The sequence below is a fragment of the Enterococcus sp. PLH-Efm8 genome (assembly GCF_053011625.1).
Genome location: NZ_CP172568.1, coordinates 664,517 through 685,529, shown reverse-complemented (window position 1 = coordinate 685,529; position 21,013 = coordinate 664,517). Strand labels below are relative to the sequence as shown.

23 protein-coding genes are annotated in these 21,013 nt (G+C 39.4%); 5 read left to right on the top strand and 18 right to left on the bottom strand.

The genetic code is table 11. The features are described 5' to 3' along the window. Positions 1-42: 42 nt before the first annotated feature. The 9 genes from rsmI to dnaX all read right to left on the bottom strand — a co-directional run bounded on the left by rsmI (position 43) and on the right by dnaX (position 6,888). On the bottom strand, positions 43-915 hold the full coding sequence (gene rsmI, locus ACIFUW_RS03270) for a 16S rRNA (cytidine(1402)-2'-O)-methyltransferase (RefSeq protein WP_002288078.1): 873 nt from the start codon (positions 913-915) through the stop codon (positions 43-45). Between the two features lie 68 nt (positions 916-983). Beyond that, positions 984-1,331, bottom strand: a complete 348-nt coding sequence (locus ACIFUW_RS03265) for a DNA replication initiation control protein YabA (protein ID WP_002288076.1) — start codon at positions 1,329-1,331, stop codon at positions 984-986. Further along, positions 1,324-2,148 (bottom strand): PSP1 domain-containing protein, encoded by an 825-nt coding sequence (locus ACIFUW_RS03260; RefSeq protein ID WP_002288073.1) that lies wholly within the window; start codon positions 2,146-2,148, stop codon positions 1,324-1,326. Before ACIFUW_RS03260 ends, ACIFUW_RS03265 begins: the two co-directional genes overlap by 8 nt. Before the next feature lie 35 nt (positions 2,149-2,183). Then, on the bottom strand, positions 2,184-3,122 hold the full coding sequence (gene holB / locus ACIFUW_RS03255) for a DNA polymerase III subunit delta' (RefSeq protein WP_002288071.1): 939 nt from the start codon (positions 3,120-3,122) through the stop codon (positions 2,184-2,186). A 13-nt stretch (positions 3,123-3,135) separates the two neighbouring features. Then, positions 3,136-3,465: a cyclic-di-AMP receptor gene (locus ACIFUW_RS03250; RefSeq protein WP_002292340.1), complete on the bottom strand. Its 330-nt coding sequence runs from the start codon at positions 3,463-3,465 to the stop codon at positions 3,136-3,138. A gap of 14 nt (positions 3,466-3,479) precedes the next feature. Then, positions 3,480-4,124, bottom strand: a complete 645-nt coding sequence (tmk, locus tag ACIFUW_RS03245) for a dTMP kinase (protein ID WP_002294039.1) — start codon at positions 4,122-4,124, stop codon at positions 3,480-3,482. Positions 4,125-4,187: 63 nt separating this feature from the next. After that, on the bottom strand, positions 4,188-4,784 hold the full coding sequence (gene recR / locus ACIFUW_RS03240; RefSeq protein ID WP_002296223.1) for a recombination mediator RecR: 597 nt from the start codon (positions 4,782-4,784) through the stop codon (positions 4,188-4,190). 24 nt (positions 4,785-4,808) lie between these two features. Continuing rightward, a complete protein-coding gene (locus ACIFUW_RS03235; RefSeq protein ID WP_002292337.1) occupies positions 4,809-5,123 on the bottom strand; it encodes a YbaB/EbfC family nucleoid-associated protein in 315 nt (104 codons plus the stop codon). Between the two features lie 19 nt (positions 5,124-5,142). Beyond that, positions 5,143-6,888, bottom strand: a complete 1,746-nt coding sequence (gene dnaX / locus ACIFUW_RS03230) for a DNA polymerase III subunit gamma/tau (RefSeq protein WP_002294042.1) — start codon at positions 6,886-6,888, stop codon at positions 5,143-5,145. Between the two features lie 214 nt (positions 6,889-7,102). Here dnaX and ACIFUW_RS03225 point away from each other — a divergent pair, with 214 nt between their 5' ends. Genes ACIFUW_RS03225 through ACIFUW_RS03215 form a run of 3 tightly spaced genes read left to right on the top strand, consistent with a single transcriptional unit; the run spans position 7,103 to position 10,353 of the window. Beyond that, the gene (locus ACIFUW_RS03225; protein WP_002289234.1) at positions 7,103-8,350 is read left to right on the top strand and encodes an SPFH domain-containing protein; all 1,248 of its coding nucleotides are present in this window, start codon (positions 7,103-7,105) and stop codon (positions 8,348-8,350) included. A 24-nt stretch (positions 8,351-8,374) separates the two neighbouring features. Next, positions 8,375-9,559 (top strand): hypothetical protein, encoded by a 1,185-nt coding sequence (locus tag ACIFUW_RS03220; RefSeq protein WP_002289233.1) that lies wholly within the window; start codon positions 8,375-8,377, stop codon positions 9,557-9,559. Then, positions 9,556-10,353 carry a TPM domain-containing protein gene (locus ACIFUW_RS03215; RefSeq protein ID WP_002289232.1) on the top strand — a complete coding sequence of 266 codons (798 nt, stop codon included), beginning with the start codon at positions 9,556-9,558 and terminating at the stop codon, positions 10,351-10,353. Before ACIFUW_RS03220 ends, ACIFUW_RS03215 begins: the two co-directional genes overlap by 4 nt. Before the next feature lie 441 nt (positions 10,354-10,794). On the opposite strand, the gene ACIFUW_RS03210 is transcribed toward ACIFUW_RS03215, so the two are convergent. Next, a complete protein-coding gene (locus ACIFUW_RS03210; RefSeq protein ID WP_002289231.1) occupies positions 10,795-11,451 on the bottom strand; it encodes a Crp/Fnr family transcriptional regulator in 657 nt (218 codons plus the stop codon). A 192-nt stretch (positions 11,452-11,643) separates the two neighbouring features. Here ACIFUW_RS03210 and ACIFUW_RS03205 point away from each other — a divergent pair, with 192 nt between their 5' ends. Both ACIFUW_RS03205 and ACIFUW_RS03200 read left to right on the top strand, forming a co-directional pair. After that, positions 11,644-11,922 (top strand): hypothetical protein, encoded by a 279-nt coding sequence (locus ACIFUW_RS03205; protein WP_002289230.1) that lies wholly within the window; start codon positions 11,644-11,646, stop codon positions 11,920-11,922. Positions 11,923-11,940: 18 nt separating this feature from the next. Continuing rightward, entirely contained in the window at positions 11,941-13,149 is a 1,209-nt protein-coding gene (locus ACIFUW_RS03200) for an MFS transporter (protein ID WP_002294047.1), read from the top strand. 147 nt (positions 13,150-13,296) lie between these two features. Here the strand turns inward: ACIFUW_RS03200 and ACIFUW_RS03195 are convergent, their stop codons facing one another. The 8 genes from ACIFUW_RS03195 to ACIFUW_RS03160 all read right to left on the bottom strand — a co-directional run bounded on the left by ACIFUW_RS03195 (position 13,297) and on the right by ACIFUW_RS03160 (position 20,910). Continuing rightward, entirely contained in the window at positions 13,297-13,662 is a 366-nt protein-coding gene (locus tag ACIFUW_RS03195) for a DUF2512 family protein (RefSeq protein WP_002289228.1), read from the bottom strand. Positions 13,663-13,808: 146 nt separating this feature from the next. After that, the gene (locus ACIFUW_RS03190) at positions 13,809-14,582 is read right to left on the bottom strand and encodes a DeoR/GlpR family DNA-binding transcription regulator (RefSeq protein ID WP_002289227.1); all 774 of its coding nucleotides are present in this window, start codon (positions 14,580-14,582) and stop codon (positions 13,809-13,811) included. A gap of 173 nt (positions 14,583-14,755) precedes the next feature. Further along, positions 14,756-15,616 (bottom strand): ketose-bisphosphate aldolase, encoded by an 861-nt coding sequence (locus ACIFUW_RS03185; RefSeq protein ID WP_002289226.1) that lies wholly within the window; start codon positions 15,614-15,616, stop codon positions 14,756-14,758. Continuing rightward, a complete protein-coding gene (locus ACIFUW_RS03180) occupies positions 15,616-17,034 on the bottom strand; it encodes a PTS fructose transporter subunit IIC (protein WP_002289225.1) in 1,419 nt (472 codons plus the stop codon). Before ACIFUW_RS03180 ends, ACIFUW_RS03185 begins: the two co-directional genes overlap by 1 nt. Before the next feature lie 56 nt (positions 17,035-17,090). After that, entirely contained in the window at positions 17,091-17,540 is a 450-nt protein-coding gene (locus ACIFUW_RS03175; RefSeq protein WP_002296225.1) for a PTS sugar transporter subunit IIA, read from the bottom strand. A gap of 444 nt (positions 17,541-17,984) precedes the next feature. Further along, positions 17,985-18,248 carry a type B 50S ribosomal protein L31 gene (locus tag ACIFUW_RS03170; RefSeq protein ID WP_002290330.1) on the bottom strand — a complete coding sequence of 88 codons (264 nt, stop codon included), beginning with the start codon at positions 18,246-18,248 and terminating at the stop codon, positions 17,985-17,987. A 98-nt stretch (positions 18,249-18,346) separates the two neighbouring features. Beyond that, the gene (gene rho / locus ACIFUW_RS03165) at positions 18,347-19,642 is read right to left on the bottom strand and encodes a transcription termination factor Rho (protein ID WP_002290332.1); all 1,296 of its coding nucleotides are present in this window, start codon (positions 19,640-19,642) and stop codon (positions 18,347-18,349) included. Then, positions 19,639-20,910, bottom strand: coding sequence for a UDP-N-acetylglucosamine 1-carboxyvinyltransferase (locus ACIFUW_RS03160; RefSeq protein ID WP_002294056.1), 1,272 nt, complete (start codon positions 20,908-20,910; stop codon positions 19,639-19,641). The genes rho and ACIFUW_RS03160 overlap by 4 nt, the downstream gene beginning before the upstream one ends. Positions 20,911-21,013 lie beyond the last annotated feature (103 nt).

The following is a 21,013-nucleotide window of genomic DNA, read 5'->3' as shown; positions in this document are numbered from 1 at the left end:
GATTTCCTCATTAGTCTTTCATTATAGACAACTTATACTATCTCAGTCTAATTCATGGTACTGACGGTAGACTTCTTGTTTTTTCAGCCCATTTTTCAGCGCTACTGCTTTGATAGCAGCATTTGGTTTTTCGCCTGAAGCGATCTTTGCTTCTACTTGTTCCTTTAACGTTCCCAACTCTTCATCAACTTCCGTCACTGGCATTTCGAACAAATTCCCTTCTACAAGCAGACAACATTCACCCTTTACTGGATGTTCTTCGATATAAGCGAGTAGCTCTTCCGTACTTCCTCTAAGGTATTCTTCATGGACCTTTGTCAATTCCCGACACAAAACGACTTGGCGATTTCCAAAAATTTCTAAGAAATTCGTCAATGTAGCAGTGATCCGATAAGGTGACTCATAAAAAATCAGCGTAACTGTCTGTTCTTTTAGCTTTTTCAATGTTTCTTTCTGTTCTTTTTTCTTACGTGGAAGGAAGCCATAAAATAAAAATGGTTGAGGCACTAGCCCTGAAGCAATCAAAGCCGTCATCCCAGCTGTAGGTCCTGGGATAGAGATCACAGAAATCCCTTCTTTTATGCAGGCTAAAACTAGCTCATGTCCAGGATCGCTGATGGAAGGCATTCCTGCGTCACTGACTTGAGCAATCGTTTTTCCTTCTTTTAACAAAGCAATCAATTGAGGGACACGTTCTTTATAATTATGTTCATGTAAACTTTTTTGGGGTGTATGGATTTCAAAATGATTCAATAACTTTTGTGTATTACGCGTATCCTCACTTGCGATAAGATCGGATTCTTGCAGCATACGAACACTTCTGTAGCTCATATCTTCTAAATTTCCAATTGGCGTCGGTACAAGATATAAATCCCCATATACCGGATTTCCCTTGAAACTTTTTTGATTATACATCTGTCACAATCTCCTTAATAAAAAGACTGGAGCAGTATTTCTCCGCTCCAGTCTCCTCTTGTTATTGGTCATCGACCGCTTTCGCGATAGATCACTTCTAGACAAAACGCACAAGGCTCGTCATTGTCCCTTCTTGATCCATATAAATCGTAGCAGACATGGAATCCTTCTTCATAAATTTTTTCAAGATTCATACGAGACTTAGAAAGTTCCTGCTTCACATTTTCAGCTGGAGCTTGTGCAACTTGGTTCAATTCCCGCAGGTGTTCCCGCAGACGTTGATTTTCCATCTCCAAAGTTGTATTTTTTTCTACGATCTCATGCAAAGCATGCTTCATTTCAACAAGTTCTGTTAATGTATTTCTCAACTCTGATTCTAATTGATTCAATCCGTCGTATAATGATCTCTTATCCATTCATCTCACCTACTTGGATAAATTCTTTCAATTCATCCCATTCATATTCGACAGGATTTTCCCGTCCAGTCAGCCGAATACTAACGATACGGCTAAGCAGATTCAACCCTACGACTTTCCCTTTACCATCAGGTGTAGCAATTACTTTTCCAAAGTCAGGGAGTTCTTTTTTCGCTGTCTCGTATTCTTCGCTCTCATATTGCAGACAGCACATCAAGCGTCCGCATAAACCGGAAATTTTTGTTGGATTCAAAGATAAACTTTGATCTTTTGCCATTTTGATTGATACAGGCACGAAATCGCCTAAAAAAGAAGAACAGCATAATGGACGCCCACATGGACCAATTCCGCCTATTATCTTTGCTTCATCGCGGACACCAATTTGTCGAAGCTCAATACGAGTACGAAATACAGCGGCCAGATCTTTTACCAATTCTCTAAAGTCAATTCGCCCGTCCGCTGTGAAAGAAAAAATCAATTTATTTCGATCAAATGTGTATTCGGCTTTGACCATTTTCATTTCCAACTCACGCAACTGCACTTTTTCTTTTGCGATTTTCAATGCATCATAAGCATCTTTTTTGTTTTTTTTGTCTTTTTCTAATTCAGCTTGTGACGCTTTATGCAAGATCGGACGGATAGCTTCAGGAAGGTCATTGGGATCAATCTCTTTTTTAGGAAGGACAACAGTAGCAATATGTAAGGATTGCTGAGATTCGACTAATACCTTGTCACTATAAACATATTCAGAGTCTCCTGGTGCAAAATAATAGATATGACCTGCATCTCTATATCGGACACCTACTACTTCTACCATTTCCATCCTCCTTGATCATCATCCTTTGCGGCAAGCTAAAAAATCGTATGCAAAACGAACTGTTCCGCAACAGCCTGAAAACTGACATTGCTGCGTAGTTTCTGCTCTGCGATCAATATCCGTTCAATTATCTGGTTTATCTGTTTCACTTTGCCATATTCGCCGTTTGCTACTGCTTGACGCTGTGCTTCCTGATAATAAAACATCAAGACAGATAATCCTGTAAACTGTTGTGTTTTTTCTTTAAATGATTTTACCAATTTTTTTTGGACATAGATAAAGGCTTGAGTATCTTGCTTTTGCAAGTAAACGAACCATTGATAAATCAAGTCCTTAGCATCATTAAACCATTCATCTTGAGAGATTTCAACTGCTTTTCCTAAACTGTTTGTTAAGAAAGCCAAAAGTTTTGCTTTTTCCAATGGAATCTGCTCTTCTTGCAATCGATGGATCAGTGCTTCTTTCGAAAGTTCTTGAAAATGCAGAACTTGACAACGAGATTGAATAGTAGGGAGAATTCTTCCTACTGCATCTGTTTCTAACACCGCTAAAAAATCTCCAGGGGGCTCTTCCAAGAATTTCAACAAACTGTTTGCCGCACTGCTATTCATTTTTTCAGCTTCTTTGATCAAAAAAACTTTTTTTCTTGATTCGTAACCGCTGCGACTGAATTCCGTCTGCAAACGTCTGATCTGATCGACTTTGATGGTTTGTCCTTCCGGTTCAATAACCAAAACATCTGGATGTTCTTTCTTTTCGATCCGCTGACAATTGTTGCATTTTCCACAAGGCAGATTGTCTTTCATTTGGGTACAGAACAGGTGCTGTGCAAGCCATATACCTACTTCATGTTTTCCTGTTCCTTTCTCCCCTTCAAAAAGATAAGCATGAGCGATACGCCCATGCTCAAAACTCCGTTGAAGCTGCTGATACACGATCGGTTGCATTTGAGCCAAGTTTATTTCTTGATTCATAGCTCAGCTCCTCCTAAAATTGATGGAATCCTTCAACAGGTAAGACGAAGACTGTGGCACCGCCTACTTCTACTTCTACTGGATAAGGGACGCCCCCATCCATCGAAATATCCAGTGTAACAGGTGTAGATACAAATTGCTTTCTTGATTCACACGTTTTTTTGATGATTTCCAATGCTTCTTCTACACGGTCATCTTCAATACCCACGATAAACGTACTGTTTCCAGCCTTAAGGAAGCCGCCTGTCGATGATAGTTTTGTGGCACGGATATTTGCATCAATCAATTCATTTGATAAACGGTTGCTGTCTTTGTCTTGGATAATCGCTAAAATAATTTTCATAAACGTTCACCTTCCTAGTTTTCAAAAAATTGCGGATACTGTTCAATAATTGTATGATAACTTGTTTGCAGCACTTCTTCAAAGCTTTTTCTTGCATCAACTTTGTGGATTCTTTCCGGATTCTCTTCTGCCAGCTTTAAGTAAGCATGACGTACACGCTGGTGGAATTCCAAACCTTCCGAATCTAAACGGTCGATTTGATTTTGTCTGTTTTTCTTGATTCTTCTTAATCCGGTGTCTGAATCTACGTCAAGATAAAGGGTAAAATCCGGCGTAGTACCTTCTGTAGCAAACTCATTCAACCGAGCAATCTCGGTAACGCCGATGCGTCGGCCTGCACCTTGATAAGCAAGAGAACTGTCGACAAATCTATCGCATAAAACGATTTTCCCTTTTGCCAGAGCAGGCAGAACCTTTTCGACTAGATGTTGTCTTCTTGCTGCTGCATAAAGCAGTGCTTCCGTACGTTCATCCATCCGATCATTTTTTGGATCAAGGATCACTGCTCGGATCTCTTCAGCAATCGGAATGCCTCCTGGTTCTCTTGTTTGAATGATTTCTGTTTTTGCTACTTCTTTCAAAAGAGGGTAAAGTTCATTCAAGATGCTGGTTTTTCCTGCACCATCAGGCCCCTCGATTGTAATAAATAGTCCGTTCACATTGTTGCCCCCATCTCTTGTGCTGCTTTTATATTGTATCTGAAAAAACACTTAATTAGAAATTTATAACTCACGTCTTCCTTCGACAGCTTTCAATAAAGTAACTTCATCTGCATACTCGATATCAGAGCCTACAGACAGACCATGTGCTAGACGAGTCACTTTGATACCTGCGGGTTTGATCAGACGTGAGAGATACATAGCTGTTGCTTCTCCCTCTGTTGTTGCATTTGTTGCGATAATCACTTCTTTTACATCTGCATCATGCAGCCGCTGCAACAGAGAAGAAATATTGATGTCTTCTGGACCTGTCCCTTCCATCGGTGATAACACACCATGGAGAACATGATAAAGTCCGTGATATTCTCGCATTTTTTCCATTGCCATTACATCTTTCGGCTCTTCGACCACTAGGATAACGCTTCGATCACGTGAAGGATTTCTACATATTTCGCAGGGATCTTCTTCTGTGATGTTTCCGCAGATACTACAAAAATGCAAATCGCGTTTTACACTTAACAAAGATTTAGCAAATTCATTTACTACTTCATCTTTCATATCGATCGTATAAAAGGCGAGTCTTGTCGCTGTTTTCTGACCGATTCCTGGAAGTTTCATGTAGCTGTCGATCAGTTTCGCAATTGGTTCTGGATATTGCATATTCATTACTCCTTCAGTTTAAAACTAAAATCCTGGCAAACCTTTTGCGTATTTCCCTAATTTTTTCTCAGTTTCCACATCAATTTGTGCGATCGCATCATTGACTGCCATTACGACAAGATCCTGAAGCATCTCGATATCATCAGGATCAACGACTTCTTCATTGATTTGGATATCTTTCATGCGACGATCGCCTGTAAAAACCGCTTTGACCAATTCATTGGTGGCTTTACCTGTAAACTCTGTTTTATTTAGCAGCTCTTGTGCTTCTGCCATTTCTTTTTGCATTTTTTGTACTTGTTTCATCATGCCTTGCATATTGCCCATTCCACGCATCATAATTATCTACTCCTTTTTATTAATCATCTACCACTGTAACAGCTTCGGAGCCAAACAGTTCCTCTGCTTTTACTACAAGTGTTTCTTCTGGTACTTCTTGTTCTTGAGGAAGCAACTCGATTTCTCCTTCTGAGTCTTCAGAAGCAAAAGAGTTTTCTGTTCCCTCTTCTTGTGCCTGCGTCAAATAATTTCTTCGAAGTTCTGGCCAGCTTTCTCTTGTAATATAAACAGGATCAGGCGCATAATCTTTGATCATTCGGCTTAAGTTGTTGTGTACCGAAAGCTGCAATTCTTCGTCATTTGCTGCTCTTTGACAAACAATCTCATAATCAAACGCAATCACTAGTCCTGTAGGTCCAGCTGCAACTGGTTCGCTTGCTTTAAGCATTGCTCGCTGAGTGACAGATAGACTCATCAGCAAGTCTTCCCATACTTCTTTTACTTGGTTCAGATGCTGTCTTGTCGCTTCCCGCAGAACTTTATATACTCGTTCCGTCGGTACACGATAGGTACTTGTCTGTTTTTTATGATTTGTTTGCTGTACCGGCTGTACTTTTGTATTCTCAATTCCTGTATTACTGCGTAGTTCCTTGATTTCGTTTCTTAGTTCCTTAATCTCTTGTTGTAGCTGTTTTACTATCTGATCATCTGCAAATGCTACATCTGCTGAAGGAACAGAAGCAGACGGTAGCTGTGCAAGTTTGACTGTAGCGACTTCCAAATAAATAGCGGCACTATTGGTAAAACGAATTTCATTTTGAGTATCGCTCAAAATCTTTATCATTGAAAACAGCTGATCCGCTGAAACAGTTTGTGCCAATTCTGTAAATGTACTTCTGATCGTACTCGATTGTTCCTCAACTAGGTTAGGTGCTTGCTGATACATCAGCAAGTCACGGCAGTATTGTAACATATCCTCTAGAAAGCGACGTGATTCTTTGCCGGCTGCGAGAATTTGGTTCAATGTTTCCAATGCTTCTGGTACTTCTTTTTTCACGCAAGCACTCAAGTAACTGTCCATCATTTCGTCAGTTAAGCTACCTGTCACTTGCATGGCATCATCTAAAGTAATTGTTCCTTCACTAAACGAGATTGCCTGATCAAGAATACTCAATGCATCCCGCATCCCGCCTTCTGCAGAACGGGCAATCACATTCAATGCAGCTGGTTCATAGCTGATAGTCGATTCTTTCAAGATAAATTCAAGATGTTCGACAATATCTGCCGTATTGATCCGTTTAAAATCAAATCGCTGAGTCCGTGAAATGATCGTAGCTGGTATTTTGTGAGGTTCGGTCGTTGCTAAGATGAATATGACACTTTCTTTTGGCTCTTCCAATGTTTTCAACAAGGCATTGAAAGCTCCTGTTGAAAGCATATGTACCTCATCAATAATGTACACTTTGTACGCTGCCTTTGTAGGCGCATAATTTGCCCGATCACGGATAAATCGGATTTCTTCGACTCCGTTATTGCTGGCAGCATCGATTTCGATCACATCTTCTTGCGTACCAGCAGTAATTGATCGACACATTTCGCATTCGTTGCATGGCTCACCGTCTTTACTGTTCGGACAGTTGATTGCTTTTGCGAAAATCTTTGCTGCACTCGTCTTTCCGGTTCCTCTGGGTCCTGTAAACAAGTAGGCATGTGAGGTTTTGTGGGAAACAATAGCATTTTTTAGTGTCTGTGTCACAGCTTTTTGTCCAACGATGTCTTCGAAACGCTGCGAACGCCAGACTCGATAAAGTGCTTGATATGCCATAAGGATCCCCCTTTTTTAAAAAATTCACTATCTCTTATTATACGTGATATTAGGTAAAAAAACTACTATCCTTCTCGGCTTTTTCAGGTATTTAAACAATACGCAATTTTCCATTTCAATTCCGTCTCTAGTCCGAGAAGTTTCACATCTTCCTATGGTATAATAAATAAACAATAATTGTTTGGCACTAGCTGAATCAGAGGAGGAATTTTTTATGGGTCTTATCAAAGCAGCAACAAGTATGGTTGGCGGCGGTCTGGCAGATCAATGGCTAGAAGTCATCGAACCAGACAATATGAGTGATACAACGGTCATGACAAAAGGTGTCAAAGTCCGCAAAGATGACAAACGTGGCTCCAATCGTAAAGGAACAGAAGATGTTTTAACAGACGGAACAGTCGTCCATGTCTATCCAAACATGATGATGCTTTTGGTCGATGGTGGAAAAATCATCGATTATACCGCTGAGGAAGGTTATTACACCATTAAAAATGACGCAGCTCCTTCCATGTTCAATGGAACACTGAAAGAAGCAATTGCTGAAACTTTTGACCGATTCAAATTTGGCGGCGTCACACCGCAGAAACAACAAGTTTTTTATATCAATCTCCAAGAAATAAAGGGAATCAAATTCGGTACAAGCGCGCCGTTGAACTACTTTGACAATTTCTATAACGCAGAATTATTCTTACGGGCACATGGCACTTATTCTATTCATGTCGTTGACCCGATTTTATTTTATACAAACGCAATCCCTAAAAACAAAACACAAGTGGAAATCAATGATATCAATGAGCAGTATTTAGCTGAATTCCTAACAGCGCTACAATCAGCAATCAATCAGATGTCTGCAGATGGTCAACGGATTTCTTATGTACCATCTAAGAGTTTGGAATTAAGCAAATACATGGATACTGCATTGGATGATTCTTGGCGTGAATTACGTGGGATGGAGATTGTTTCTGTGGCTGTAGCCAGCATTTCTTACACCGATGATTCTGTGAAACTGATCAATATGCGTAACGAAGGGGCGATGCTAGGTGATCCTAGCGTACGTGAAGGATACGTGCAAGGTTCCATTGCACGTGGTATGGAAGCAGCCGGAAAAAATGAAGCAGGAGCAATGACCGGCTTTATGGGTGTAGGTATGGGAATGAATGCAAATGGTTCTTATCTTTCTCAAGCAGCTCAAAATAACCAAGAACAAATCAAACAACAAGCAGAAAAACAAAATCAACAAACTGCACAAGGAAATGCGGATACTTGGACATGTCCAGTTTGCGGGACAGAAAATTCCGGAAAATTCTGTTCCAACTGCGGAGCTGCCAAACCTGTAGAAAACGTTCAGCCTAAGCTACAAATGCGATGCAGTGAATGCAATGAGATCGTGGATCTTTCCAACGGCATCCCTAAATTCTGTCCAAACTGTGGTAAACCGTTTAAAGGAATCCCCGTTAATTAATTTATTTAGAAAGGTGTGCAGCTGATGGATGTTCTTACACATAAATGTCCTAATTGCGGCGGTCCGTTGACTTTTGATCCCAAAGACCAAAAATTTCATTGCGAATACTGCCTGAATATCTATACAGAAGAAGAAGTCAGCCAATATGAGCAAAAGCAAAAAGAAGCGCGTATGGCTGGCGAAGAAAGCAAAGAAGAACCTTCACCTACCGAAGATTTTACTTTTACAGCCCAAGAACAGCTTGCCGATATGAATGAAGCCGAGCGCAAAGCGGTTGACGAGGCAGGCGGTTTTTCAGATACAGCGGACGAATCTGCAGATAATACCGCAGCGATAGATCTTTTTCTTTGTCCCAACTGTGGTGCAGAGATCGTGACTGATGCGACAACTGCTGCGACTTATTGTTACTACTGCCATAATCCCGTCGTACTATCGGGACGTTTAAGCGGAGAATTCTTGCCAAATAAAGTACTTCCTTTTGCTGTCGAGAAAGAAGAAGCAATCAACAGATTTCTCGCTTGGACCAAGAAAAAATGGTTTGTTCCCAAAGCTTTTTTCAATAAGGATCAAATCGATAAGTTGACAGGTGTGTATTTCCCTTATTGGGCTACAGATGCTGAAGTAGATGGTGCCATGCAGGCGAATGGTACAGTTATCCGCATATGGCGGATAGGTGACATCGAATACACAGAAACGAAGCAATTTGCTGTTTCAAGAGCAGGCAAGCTTTCTTTTAAAGAACTAGTAAAAAATGCCTTATCAAAAAATACGCAACAAAAGATGGTCGAAGGCGTGCAACCTTTCCCGTTAGATAAAGCAATTGATTTTAAAAGCCAGTATTTAGCCGGGTTCCAAGCAGAAAAAAGAGATATCGAATATGAGGCAATCAAATCACAGATTCAATCTGAATTAAAAGACTATTCAGAGAAGCTGTTAAAAGATACCGCAAATGGATATACAACATTGACCGGTGTGCGAACTTCTGCTTCAATCACAAACGAAGTAAATAATTACGTATTACTGCCGGTATGGCTTGTTACTTATCGAAGCAATGACTCAAGTAAAAAAGTCTACTACTACGCAATGAATGGACAAACAGGAAAGGTCAGCGGTGTCCTGCCGATCAGCCAGAAAAAATTGGGACTGACCGCTCTTGGGATTTTCGCTGGGCTAGCGATCCTCTTTCTGATCGGAGGTTACTTGATATGATGAAAAAATTTTTTTTATTCTTTCTTTTGCTAGTAAGTGTTGGCTGGCCGGTGGCTACTCATGCAGATACAGCTACGGTAAATGATGAGGCTGGGTTATTCACAACAGATCAAATCCAATCTTTGGAACAACAGGCAGAAAAGCTGAATGAAAAAATCAAAGGACGAGTCTTGATCGTAACGACTACATCTAATTCAGAAGAACCAAGAGACTTTGCTGATAATTACTTAAGAGACGCAGTCGGAAATGATCAAAATGGCTCAGTATTGCTATTAGATATGGGACAGCGTGAAATCTACATTTCGACTTCTGGTAATATGATCGATTATTTGACTGATAGCAGAATCGATTCGATCTTAGATGATGTTTATGATCAGATGACAAATGCTGCCTATTACAATGCTGCAAAAGCTTACCTGTCTAAATCAGCAACATATGTGGAAGACGGAGTTCCAGGAGGACATTATCGTGTAGACGAAGAAACTGGCAAAATTACACGCTATAAGGTTTTGACGACAGTAGAAATCATCATTGCTGTTGTTTTGGCTCTTATCCTTAGTCTTGTCTTTTATTTTGTGACTGTTTCGCGTTATCAATTGAAATCAGGCATCTACAAATATCCATTCCGAGAAAAATCCAGTATCAAATTAACTGAAAAAACCGATCGTCTGACAAATTCTTTTGTCACGACAAGAAGAATCCCCAAAAGCCCACCTCCTGGAAGCGGCGGTGGCGGAAGTACTACCCATTCTAGCGGTGGCGGGACTTTTGGCGGTGGCGGCAGAAGTTTCTAAAAATTGCTAAATGAATGTTCGCAAAAAAAGGGCTGTGACAAAAATCGTGTCACAGCCCCTTTTGTTGCAAATAAACGGCGTTCAAAAGCTTACATCTACGGTGATAAGTCCAGCCAAGTTAAAAACATAAGAGACTGTTTTTACTTGGCTCTTCTTATTACTTGATGCAGAACAGCTTTTTCACAACCTCTTGGTAAACGGTGTTCTCCTACCAACTCCTCGGTCACAAGTCACAATATTCATCAAACATGAAAAGCTGTTTTTTGAAATTGTTCCTTGTGACTCAGAGTTAAACGGCAGGCTCACAACCTCTTGGTAAACGGTGTTCAATCAGCTGACCCTCGGTATTAGCTCAAAAAACGGCAAAATATGAGGAACTATTTTTCCGTTTGTTTCTCTAATACTCAGGTCAAAACGCTGATTTCACAACCTCTTTGTTCATCAAAAGATAATATTGTCTTCTAACAAGTCCATATTCAAAATAACGATATGATGGTCTTTAACGGTGATAATACCATCTTTTTTCAGTTGTTTTAAAATTCTGTTTACACTGCTAGCAGTTGAGATGCCACAAAATTTGGCGATTTCTTCATTCGTGATCGAAAAATCGATCAGCATCCCTTCTTCTGTCCGCACACCGAATAAATCATATAATTCGTAAAGTTGCGTACAAACAGCTCCCAGCTTTCCGTTTAATAGCATTTGCTGCATTTTTTTCATCGAATAAAGCAGACGATAGCGGTAATACTCTTTTACATAGTGTTGTAGCTTTGGGTCTTGGTTGATATTTTGCCAAAAGCGCACACGATTGATTCGATAAAACTCTGCATATTCTGATTCAACTCGAATATTATACGGCGAATCGATGAATTGTGAATATTCGTCTTTTAAAAGAGAGACGATTTCAAGATCTTTGATATAGCGAAGGTTAAATTCTCTCCCATCATTTGAAATAACACTTGCTTTTACCGTTCCCTCTTTCAAGATATACGTATGGGAATCTTCCATCCCTTCGAATGTCAAATATTTATGATATCCTTTGCGTATAATCGGAAAATCATTTTTATCCAAATATTCCTTTAAGACTCTACTATCCAATGATGCTCCCCCATCCAAACTTTCATCTAAAAAGATCATACAGTACTTTAAAACTTTTTAAAGTCCAAAGGTATTTTACTAATGATATTAACATTTGTTAAGTACCTTTTTCCATCACTTATGCGATTTTTTTCCTTTTTTTTATTCGTTATACTGCAGAAGTAAAATTTTTTAAGAATAGAGGGAAAAAACATGAATTACTGGATGAACACAATCATTAATCGATTAGAAACAGCATATCAAACAAGATTTGATATGAAAGCTTCTTTAGTCTTTTTAAATGATGCGTATCAAAACTCGATCGAATTGATCAAAGCAGTGGATGAGAATCCAACAAACGAATGCGAAGAATTTTTAAATCTGTTTATGTCTACAAGAGATTTATTTATTCGCCAACTTGTTGATCGCTATCCATCCAATTATCACGATGTAGAAGTTCAAATACAAAAATTAAAAGCATATTCAGCTTAAGGGGAATGTATAACATACATGGAAAAGAAATTATTTAATAAATATTTTATTGGAATCACATTGATCAATTTTATTGTCTACCTGATTTATTATCTGTTGATGGTCATCATGGCAGTCATTGCGCAAGACACCTTACACGCCAGCTTGAGCCAAGCAGGTTTTGCTTCTGGGATCTATATCATCGGAACATTGCTGGCACGCTTATTCATGGGGAAACAGTTAGAACTATTTGGTCGGAAGTTTACCTTAAGAGGCGGCGCGATCTTCTATCTCCTTTCAACATTAGCATATCTTTATACGCCAACTATCGGGGCATTGTATTTAGTTCGATTCTTGAATGGATTCGGCTACGGTACAGTTTCTACAGCTACAAATGCTATCGTTACTGCATATATCCCTGCATCTAAAAAAGGGGAAGGCATCAATTATTATGGATTAAGTACTAGTTTAGCTGCCGCTGTTGGGCCATTTTTAGGAATGATTTTGCTGAATATGACTGATTTTCGTTTCATTATCTGGTTTTCAATTGTACTGGTCTTCTTTGTTACGATTGCCTGCCTTGTCTTTCCTGTAAAAAATATTCCATTATCTGAAGAACAAAAAATATCTCTTCGCTCATGGAATATCAATAGTTTTATTGAAAAGAAAGCACTTTTCATTACAGGAATTGCCTTTTTGATGGGTCTTTCTTATTCAAGTGTTTTATCATTTTTATCTTCTTATACAAAAGTAATCCACTTAGTTGCTGCTGGGTCATTTTTCTTCGTCGTATATGCTTTGGTCATCACATTTACACGTCCATTGACTGGAAGGATTTTCGATGTCAAAGGAGAACAATACGTGATGTATCCTAGCTATTTATTCTTAACAGCAGGATTATTTTTACTGAGTGTAACGACGAATAGTGTGACATTGCTTATCTCTGGAGCATTAGTCGGCCTAGGTTATGGTACGTTTATGTCAAATGGACAGGCTGTTTGTTTAAAAATCGTCCGCGAACATCGAATCAGTATTGCTTTATCTACCTACTTTATTGGTTTAGACCTAGGCTTAGGCGTTGGTCCTTATTTGATGGGGATGCTAAAATCTCTTACTTCATTTAGAGGATTGTATGTGATTGCCGGAGTCATTCCATTGATATGTACAGCACTCTATCTTGTTAATGGCCGAAAACATAGTCATGAAGCAGAGGGCGAATTGATTGAATCATTGAAAAATGAAATTTGATCTTGATGAATAGATAAAAAAAACCGTTCAGATCTGAAAATAATCTGAGCGGTTTTTTGAGTAAAAATAGTTTATGATTATTCTTAATTAAACATCTATTTATTTTTAAAGCTTTCATTTATCGATAAGAATAGTTTAACTGTTGATTTATTCCATTTTCCGTTCATCTGGTACGATGCCTTGACTTAGCAACCACTTGTGGAAGAACCATTCTGCCACACCGATCAATAGAGCAGGAATCAATACTTTCATCCAAATATCGACTGTATCATTCATAAAATATAGATAGAGCCACAAGATAACTGCAGCTGAACCAGCATCTGCGATCGTCGCTGCGATGTTCCCTACTTTACGTAAGATCAACAGATCCCCTAGCACATAGATCATGACTACAATAATTACCCCAACAATCGTTGAATCCATAAAGCTAACACCGTATAAACCTGTCAGCACGACCCACAGAATCGCCCAGATCATGATTGCCTTCACTACCAACGCCTTCACATGTTTCATTTTCTGCACTCCTTTCTCCTGGATAAAAAAGTAAGATTATCTAACAAGATAACCTTTTCATTATTATACCATCGGCTGAGAGAAGCGAGCAAAGATAAGGTCCTATCTAAAAATGAGGAAGCCACTTAGAACATTCACGTAATAATTTATCCGTACAGACATTCGATATGGTGTTCCTTTACTTTCGCATACTGTTCTTTTGTCAGTTCTTTACTTGTCACCAGATAATCGATTTCATGAAAAGCAATGGCTTGATGCATGAATTTATGTGCAATTTTTTGCTGTGTAACTAAAACGGCAAGCCGGTCTGATTGTTTTCTAAAAGCTTTTTTGACCATTGCCTCTCCTTCATGAGTTTCTGTTACTCCTTGGCTGAAATCTAGCCCGCGACAACTCATTATCGCTAAATCCGCATAATATGACAATGCATCGTTATAGGCTTTTGAACCGTTGATTGTTGCTCGTTTCGGAACAATTGCCCCTCCCAATACAGATACTTTTGCCGTTGTATATTCACTCAACATAGCAGCTGTGACGATGCCATTCGTAATGATCTGCAAACCATCAAATCTTGCTAGGTTTCTGACTAAGTGTAAAGAGGTTGTACTGGAATCCAAGAATAAGACCATATCATCTCGAATCAAAGAAGAAGCTGTATCTGCAATCTTACGTTTTTCTGTTTCTTCTTCTAATTTGGTGATCTTCATCAGGTAAGGCACGTCAATTTTTCGATTGTCAATAAGCATGGCGCCACCGCGAACTCTACGGATCAATCCACTTTTTTCCAGAAAAACAAGGTCACGTTTAATCGTGGCTTCGCTATAATTTACTAACTCGATCAAATCGGTGACTCTTGCAAATTGGTTGTTTTTTAGATAATTCACAATCTCCTGCTGTCTATTCTCCACTTCATTCAACATAAAATCACCCCATTTACTTTATATAGTAACAGGAAAAAAGAGGTTGTGACAGAAGTGATTGGCTTCGAGAAATAAGAAGAAATTTTTCGAAAAAACTACTTCTGAACATCGTGTGTGGTTAAGAGGGTATGACAAGACTATTGTCATACCCTCTTGACCACACATTTTTATTTTTAGTATAAACTAGCCTTGCCTACTGTGTTCAAAATTTCCATTTTATGTTTGACCACTTCTTGTACCTTTTTATTAGCTGCTGGATAAATTGCATTCGGCTCGTACATCGATGGATTTTCACTCAATATTTCTCTCAAAGCATTGAAAAAGACGCTTTTAAGATCTGAGCTCAAATTCACTTTGGCAACTCCGTATTTTACTGCTTCGCTGACTTCTGCGTCCGGATTACCTGAACCGCCATGTAAAACAAATGGAAGATCGATTTGTTGGTTCAATTCTTTCAGTAAGTCGATATTTAATTTTGGAGTTCTGTTTTTCGGATACAAGCCATGCGCTGTTCCAATTGCTACAGCAAGTGTATCGATTCCTGTTTCTTTCACAAAAATCTTCGCTTGATCAGGATCTGTATAAATGATTGTTTCAGCACCTCCTTCAGCAGAACCATTATTCCCAATCGTTCCAAGCTCAGCCTCCACTGAGACATTTACCGCATGAGCTAACGCAACCACTTTTTTCGTAATCTGTACATTGTCGTCGAATGATTTCAAAGACGCATCGATCATCACGGAAGAATAGCCGTTTCGAATCGCCCGTAAGACATCTTCTATCGTACCGCCATGATCCAAGTGGATAACGATCGGCAGTTTACTTGTATAAGCATAGGCTCTTACTGCCGCAACAAACTCATCACTTAAATAGGCGATTTCATCAGGATGAATTTCTAAGATTACTGGTGCTTCTAATCTCTCTGCTTCTTCGATGATTGCTTTCATCATATCATAGCTGCAAATATTGAAGGCTGGTACTGCAAATTGATTCTCTTTAGCCACTTTCAATAACTCTTTCATTGTATATAACATTACGCTTCCACCTCATTTGTTAGATTTTCATTTTTCGTCCACTTGTCTTGTTTTTTCTCTTTCACTGTTTTTTTCAATAGTCCAAGCATAAAGGCTGTAGTGACTGTACCTGATGCAATTGCCAAGACATACATAGGTAAATTGTTCATAACATTTGGAATTAGCATCACCCAAATCCCTCCATGAGGTGCCATTGAAGTAACTCCTACTGCCATGGAAATCCCTGCAGCGACTGCTGAACCTGTCATCAAACTAGGTATCACGCGGATCGGGTCAGATACCGCAAACGGTATAGCACCTTCTGTAATATACGAAGCGCCTAAAATCCAGCATGATTGACCTGAAGTCCGTTCTTCTTTGGTAAATTTATGTTTGAATAATAAAGTGGCTAAAGCAATACCTAGGGGAGGTGTCATTCCTGCAGCCATACAAGCAGCAATCGGTGCATTTACTCCAGCTGACATCAAACCGATCGAGAAAGTCGAAGTCGATTTATTGATCGGCCCACCCATATCAGCTGCCATCATGATCCCGATAAGTAATCCGAACAATAGCCCGGATGTATTTCCCAAGCTATTCAGCCAATTTGTCAAAGCATCCAACACCCATGTGATCGGTTGTTCAATCACAAATACCATCAAAAGCCCAATAATTAAGATCGATAAAAAGGGGACGACAATCAGCTGATAAATAGCAGAAAATTCTTTTTTTACGCTAATTTTATTTGCCAGAAAATCACAGATATACCCTGCTAGCACGCCACCAATCATTCCGCCAAGAAAACCTGAACCACCTGTAGAGGCCAGTAATCCGGCAACAATTCCTGGGGCAAAACCTGCTTTTCCAGCAATCGATGTAGCAATCCCCGCGCCTAACGCAGGAACCATCATGGCAAACGCTGTATCTCCTCCGATCCTTGAAAATGCAGCTGCTAACACATTATAGTCTGCTGAGTTGGGATCAGCCGCTGTAATCCCAAAGGCAAAACTCAGTGCGATGATGATTCCGCCTGCGATCACAAATGGAAGCATGTAATTCACACCATTCATGAAATGATTATAGATTGTCGGCTTTTTCTCATTTGCAGCTGGTTCTTTTTCATTAGACACAACGAATACGCCAATATCTCTCAATGCTTCGTCTATTACTACTTGCGGTTCTTTGATTGCTCGGCTTGTAGAGACACGCTTTACTTTTTTCCCGGCAAATCGGTCCAATTCGATTTCTTTATCTACTGCAAGAATGATTGCATCTGCCTCTTTGATTTCTTGTTCAGATAACTGATTTTCTGTTTTTACACCTTGTGTTTCGAATTTTGCTTGATGGTTTAGATTTCTTGCTGTTACTTCTAATTTTTCTGCCGACATATAAGTATGAGCAATTCCAGTCGGGCAAGCAGTTACACCAACGATTTTCATGATTATTTTCCTCCTTTTTCTTCACTATCGATACTCGGACAAAGACTCTACTATTTTCATTCTTGACTAATCTGTCTGATGATATCTGCTGGCGTAGTGGCTTCTTTTATTCCCTTTCTAAAATCTGCATTCATCAATCGTCTGGAGAGTGTGCTGAGAATCTCTAGATGCATATCTGCTGATTTTTCAGGAACTACGATGGCAAAAATATATTCAATTGGCATTTCATCTATCCCGCTATAGTCCGTTAATTTGGCTGTATGAAAAAAACACAGTGCTGGTTTTGTCACATATTTGCTTTTTGCATGGGGAATCCCAAATCCATCTTCTATTCCTGTGGAGATCTCCTCCTCTCGTTTGAATAGTGCCTTAACGACTTTTTGAACATTTCTTACCTTATTTGTTTTTTTCAACACATCCCCTATTCGCTCAAATAATGATCCTTTTGAATCTATCGATGGATCGAAAACAATCAGTTCTTCTGCGATCAATTGATCAAACCTCATAAAAAACCTCTCCCCCACAAAAAATGTTAACGTTTTCTTGGAACTGAGGTCAGTATAGCATCGCTAGCTGTACCGTTCAATATTATGAATGAACAGAGGAAAAAGACCCATCATCCGCGTGTATAAGTCATTAAAATGAACGATCTAGCTCACAAACAATCGCAAGTCTATAACAAAACAAAAAGCCTTCCTTGAAAGGAAAGCTTAGCTTCTAATTTTAGGTAAATGGTTTTTTACTTCGAAATAACCCCTCTTCATTTCGTTAATATAAGGTGTTTTTATCAAGTGGATAATTAAAACTATATACTAGTTTTTCATTGTTTTGTGCATTATGATCCTACGACTTTTTCAGCATCAAACGAAGTTTTAAATTGGCAAAAAACATAAAAAAACAGACTATCCCTATCAGATAGTCTGCTAAACGTTGAGTTATCAGCGTTTTTATTATTCCGCAGCGTTTGCGTCTTTGAGACCGTATTTTTTGTTGAAACGGTCCACACGTCCGTCTGCTTGTGTGAATTTTTGACGTCCAGTGTAGAATGGATGTGAGTCAGAAGTTACTTCGACACGGATGACTGGGTATGTATTACCGTCTTCCCATTCAACTGTTTCTTGTGAAGTTTTTGTTGAACCTGACAAGAATTTGAAACCAGTTGTTGAATCCATGAATACTACTGGGTGGTAATCTGGATGGATGTTTTCTTTCATGATTTTTTCGCTCCTTTGCCCTGCTCCATTTGCTGAACCAGAGTTGATTTGTCGATTTACAACATTAACATCTTAACATGTTTCAGTCAAGGTTGCAATTATCTTTTCAGATTTCTGGTCGGATTTTTTTTACCAAAGGAGACATCTTGAAATTCTTTGAAAAATTGCTGATTGTTTTTTGTTTTACGCAAAAAGCGGATCAGTTGTTCCGTATATTCTAATGAATCTCCAGTCATATTTTTTCGAAGTTTCCAAATTTCTTCTAATTCTTCACTTGGCATCAATAATTCTTCTTTTCGGGTACCTGATTTTTTGATATCGATGGCTGGGAAGATCCGACGTTCAGATAATTCACGTGAAAGTTGTAATTCTAGATTTCCAGTTCCTTTGAATTCTTCATAGATCACGTCATCCATACGGCTTCCTGTATCGACTAAAGCGGTCGCTAAAATCGTCAAACTGCCACCTTCTTCGATGTTTCTTGCTGCCCCGAAAAATTTCTTAGGTTTATACAATGCGGCTGGGTCAATCCCGCCACTCAATGTACGTCCGCTTGGTGGAACGACTAAGTTATAGGCCCGAGCAAGTCTAGTAATACTATCCATCAAGATAACGACATCTCGTTTATCTTCGACTAAACGCATTGCGCGTTCCAATACTAATTCAGAAACTCGAGTATGGTTTTGCGGCTGCAGATCAAATGTAGAAGATACCACGTCGCCTTTCACGCTTCGTTCTAGATCCGTTACTTCTTCCGGTCGTTCATCAATCAGTAGAACGATTAATTCTACTTCCGGATAGTTTTCGGTGATACCATTTGCGATTTCTTTTAATACAGAAGTTTTCCCTGCTTTTGGCGGTGCGACGATCAATCCACGCTGACCAAAACCGATTGGAGAAAAGATATCGATCATTCGGGTAGATAGTCTTTGCGGTGTTGTTTCCAGTTGAAGCTGTCTTTGCGGATAAAGAGGTGTTAAGGCTGGAAAATGCGGACGTTCTTTTGCTTCTTCCGGATCTTTTCCATTAACGCTTTCCACGTGCATCAAACCATAATAACGTTCCGATTCTTTAGGTGGACGGGCTTTTCCTGCCACTTTGTCCCCATTTCTCAAACTGAATCGTCTGATTTGTGAGGCAGAAATATAGATATCTTCTGCACTTGGTCCATAATTGATTGGCCGTAAAAAACCGTAACCATCTTGACCAACGATATCCAATATTCCTTCCATATAATAAAATCCTTGTTTCTCTGCTTGTGCACGAATCACAGCTAGAGATAATTCCTTTTTATTCATCTTACTGTAATAAGGAATTTTAAATTCTTTGGCATAACTATAAACTTCTTTTAACGTTTTGTTCTCTAGTTCTGCCATTGTCAAATAATCGCTCATTCAGCTCCCACTTCCTCTATCATTTCAATTGATGCCCCTAAGGCTGTTAGTTTCTCGATAATATGATCATAACCGCGTAAGATATAATCTACATTGTAAATCGTCGTTGTCCCTTCTGCCAATAGTCCAGCAATCACTAAACAAGCACCTGCCCGAAGATCAGAAGCCACGACTTCTGTGCCGTGAAGTTTATTTGGACCATTCACGATGATCATATTTCCTTCCACGGTAATATCAGCGCCCATTCGTGCTAGTTCCGGCACATGGTTCACACGTTTCGCATAGATCGTATCGATGATTTCTGAAGTGCCTGTAGTCATCAATAGTAACGCAGTAAGTGGCTGCTGCAGATCTGTGGCAAATCCTGGATAAGGATAGGTCATGATGTTTGCGGGTTTTAATTCTTTCGAGGGGTAAACTTCGATTTCATCTTCGCTGATTTTCATATGGACACCAATTTCCTGCAATTTTGCTATAAAGCTTTCCAAATGTTCAAAGATCACATTTTTCACTTTGATACCATTTCCTACTGCAGCTGCTAATGCTAGATAGGTTCCTGCTTCGATGCGGTCAGGAATCATGAAATGCCGACAGCCATGTAATGTTTCGACTCCTTCGATACGGATCACATCTGTACCCGCTCCTCGAACTTTTGCCCCCATATTATTCAGTAAAGTTGCCACATCTATGATTTCCGGTTCTCGTGCAGCGTTTTCAATTACTGTCTGTCCTTTTGCTTTTACAGCAGCTAACATCACATTGATCGTTGCTCCGACTGAAACCACGTCCATGAAAATCCGATTGCCACGCAATCCTTTATTTTCTGTCCGTAAATACATGGCACCATGTTCATTTGTCACTTCAGCACCTAGAGCTTCAAATCCTTTGACGTGTAGGTCAATCGGTCTAGGGCCTAAATAACAGCCACCTGGCAGGCCTACTACCGCTTCGCCAAATTTACCAAGCAGTGTTCCCATAAAATAATAAGAAGCACGCAAACTATTGATTTTTCCGTGCGGCATCGGAATCGATACGACTTCTCGAGGATCGATTTCTAGTATGTTGTTGGAAAAATGGACAGTTGCGCCCATGATCTCTAAAATTTCAATTAATGAATGAACATCTTGTATGTCCGGCACACCTTCCAAGATCACTGGGGAATCAGCTAAGATTGCAGCTGGAATCAATGCGACTGCACTATTTTTTGCACCGCTGATCGTTACTTCACCAGCTAAAGGTCGGTTTCCTTTGATTACGATTTTTTTCATCTGTTTCCACCTTGTTTATTAATCTTTTTTCATGGATATGCTTGTATTTTATCATAGATAAAAAAAAGAAACGAGCATGGTCTGCCGTTTTAAGTAAAAAAGA

Excerpts from the sequence above, each read along its gene's own strand:
- ACIFUW_RS03175 (WP_002296225.1), bottom strand. The coding sequence starts at position 17,540 with ATGAGGTTTGATCAATTGATCGCAGAAGAACTGATTGTTTTCGATCCA.
- ACIFUW_RS03190 (WP_002289227.1), bottom strand. The coding sequence starts at position 14,582 with ATGTTGAATGAAGTGGAGAATAGACAGCAGGAGATTGTGAATTATCTA.
- ACIFUW_RS03185 (WP_002289226.1), bottom strand. The coding sequence starts at position 15,616 with ATGTTATATACAATGAAAGAGTTATTGAAAGTGGCTAAAGAGAATCAA.
- ACIFUW_RS03170 (WP_002290330.1), bottom strand. The coding sequence starts at position 18,248 with ATGAAAGAAAACATCCATCCAGATTACCACCCAGTAGTATTCATGGAT.
- ACIFUW_RS03265 (WP_002288076.1), bottom strand. The coding sequence starts at position 1,331 with ATGGATAAGAGATCATTATACGACGGATTGAATCAATTAGAATCAGAG.
- ACIFUW_RS03250 (WP_002292340.1), bottom strand. The coding sequence starts at position 3,465 with ATGAAAATTATTTTAGCGATTATCCAAGACAAAGACAGCAACCGTTTA.
- ACIFUW_RS03195 (WP_002289228.1), bottom strand. The coding sequence starts at position 13,662 with ATGAAACATGTGAAGGCGTTGGTAGTGAAGGCAATCATGATCTGGGCG.
- rho (WP_002290332.1), bottom strand. The coding sequence starts at position 19,642 with ATGAGCGATTATTTGACAATGGCAGAACTAGAGAACAAAACGTTAAAA.
- ACIFUW_RS03220 (WP_002289233.1), top strand. The coding sequence starts at position 8,375 with ATGGATGTTCTTACACATAAATGTCCTAATTGCGGCGGTCCGTTGACT.
- ACIFUW_RS03205 (WP_002289230.1), top strand. The coding sequence starts at position 11,644 with ATGAATTACTGGATGAACACAATCATTAATCGATTAGAAACAGCATAT.
- ACIFUW_RS03260 (WP_002288073.1), bottom strand. The coding sequence starts at position 2,148 with ATGGTAGAAGTAGTAGGTGTCCGATATAGAGATGCAGGTCATATCTAT.
- ACIFUW_RS03200 (WP_002294047.1), top strand. The coding sequence starts at position 11,941 with ATGGAAAAGAAATTATTTAATAAATATTTTATTGGAATCACATTGATC.
- rsmI (WP_002288078.1), bottom strand. The coding sequence starts at position 915 with ATGTATAATCAAAAAAGTTTCAAGGGAAATCCGGTATATGGGGATTTA.
- ACIFUW_RS03235 (WP_002292337.1), bottom strand. The coding sequence starts at position 5,123 with ATGATGCGTGGAATGGGCAATATGCAAGGCATGATGAAACAAGTACAA.
- holB (WP_002288071.1), bottom strand. The coding sequence starts at position 3,122 with ATGAATCAAGAAATAAACTTGGCTCAAATGCAACCGATCGTGTATCAG.
- dnaX (WP_002294042.1), bottom strand. The coding sequence starts at position 6,888 with ATGGCATATCAAGCACTTTATCGAGTCTGGCGTTCGCAGCGTTTCGAA.
- ACIFUW_RS03160 (WP_002294056.1), bottom strand. The coding sequence starts at position 20,910 with ATGAAAAAAATCGTAATCAAAGGAAACCGACCTTTAGCTGGTGAAGTA.
- ACIFUW_RS03215 (WP_002289232.1), top strand. The coding sequence starts at position 9,556 with ATGATGAAAAAATTTTTTTTATTCTTTCTTTTGCTAGTAAGTGTTGGC.
- ACIFUW_RS03225 (WP_002289234.1), top strand. The coding sequence starts at position 7,103 with ATGGGTCTTATCAAAGCAGCAACAAGTATGGTTGGCGGCGGTCTGGCA.
- ACIFUW_RS03180 (WP_002289225.1), bottom strand. The coding sequence starts at position 17,034 with ATGAAAATCGTTGGTGTAACTGCTTGCCCGACTGGAATTGCTCATACT.
- recR (WP_002296223.1), bottom strand. The coding sequence starts at position 4,784 with ATGCAATATCCAGAACCAATTGCGAAACTGATCGACAGCTACATGAAA.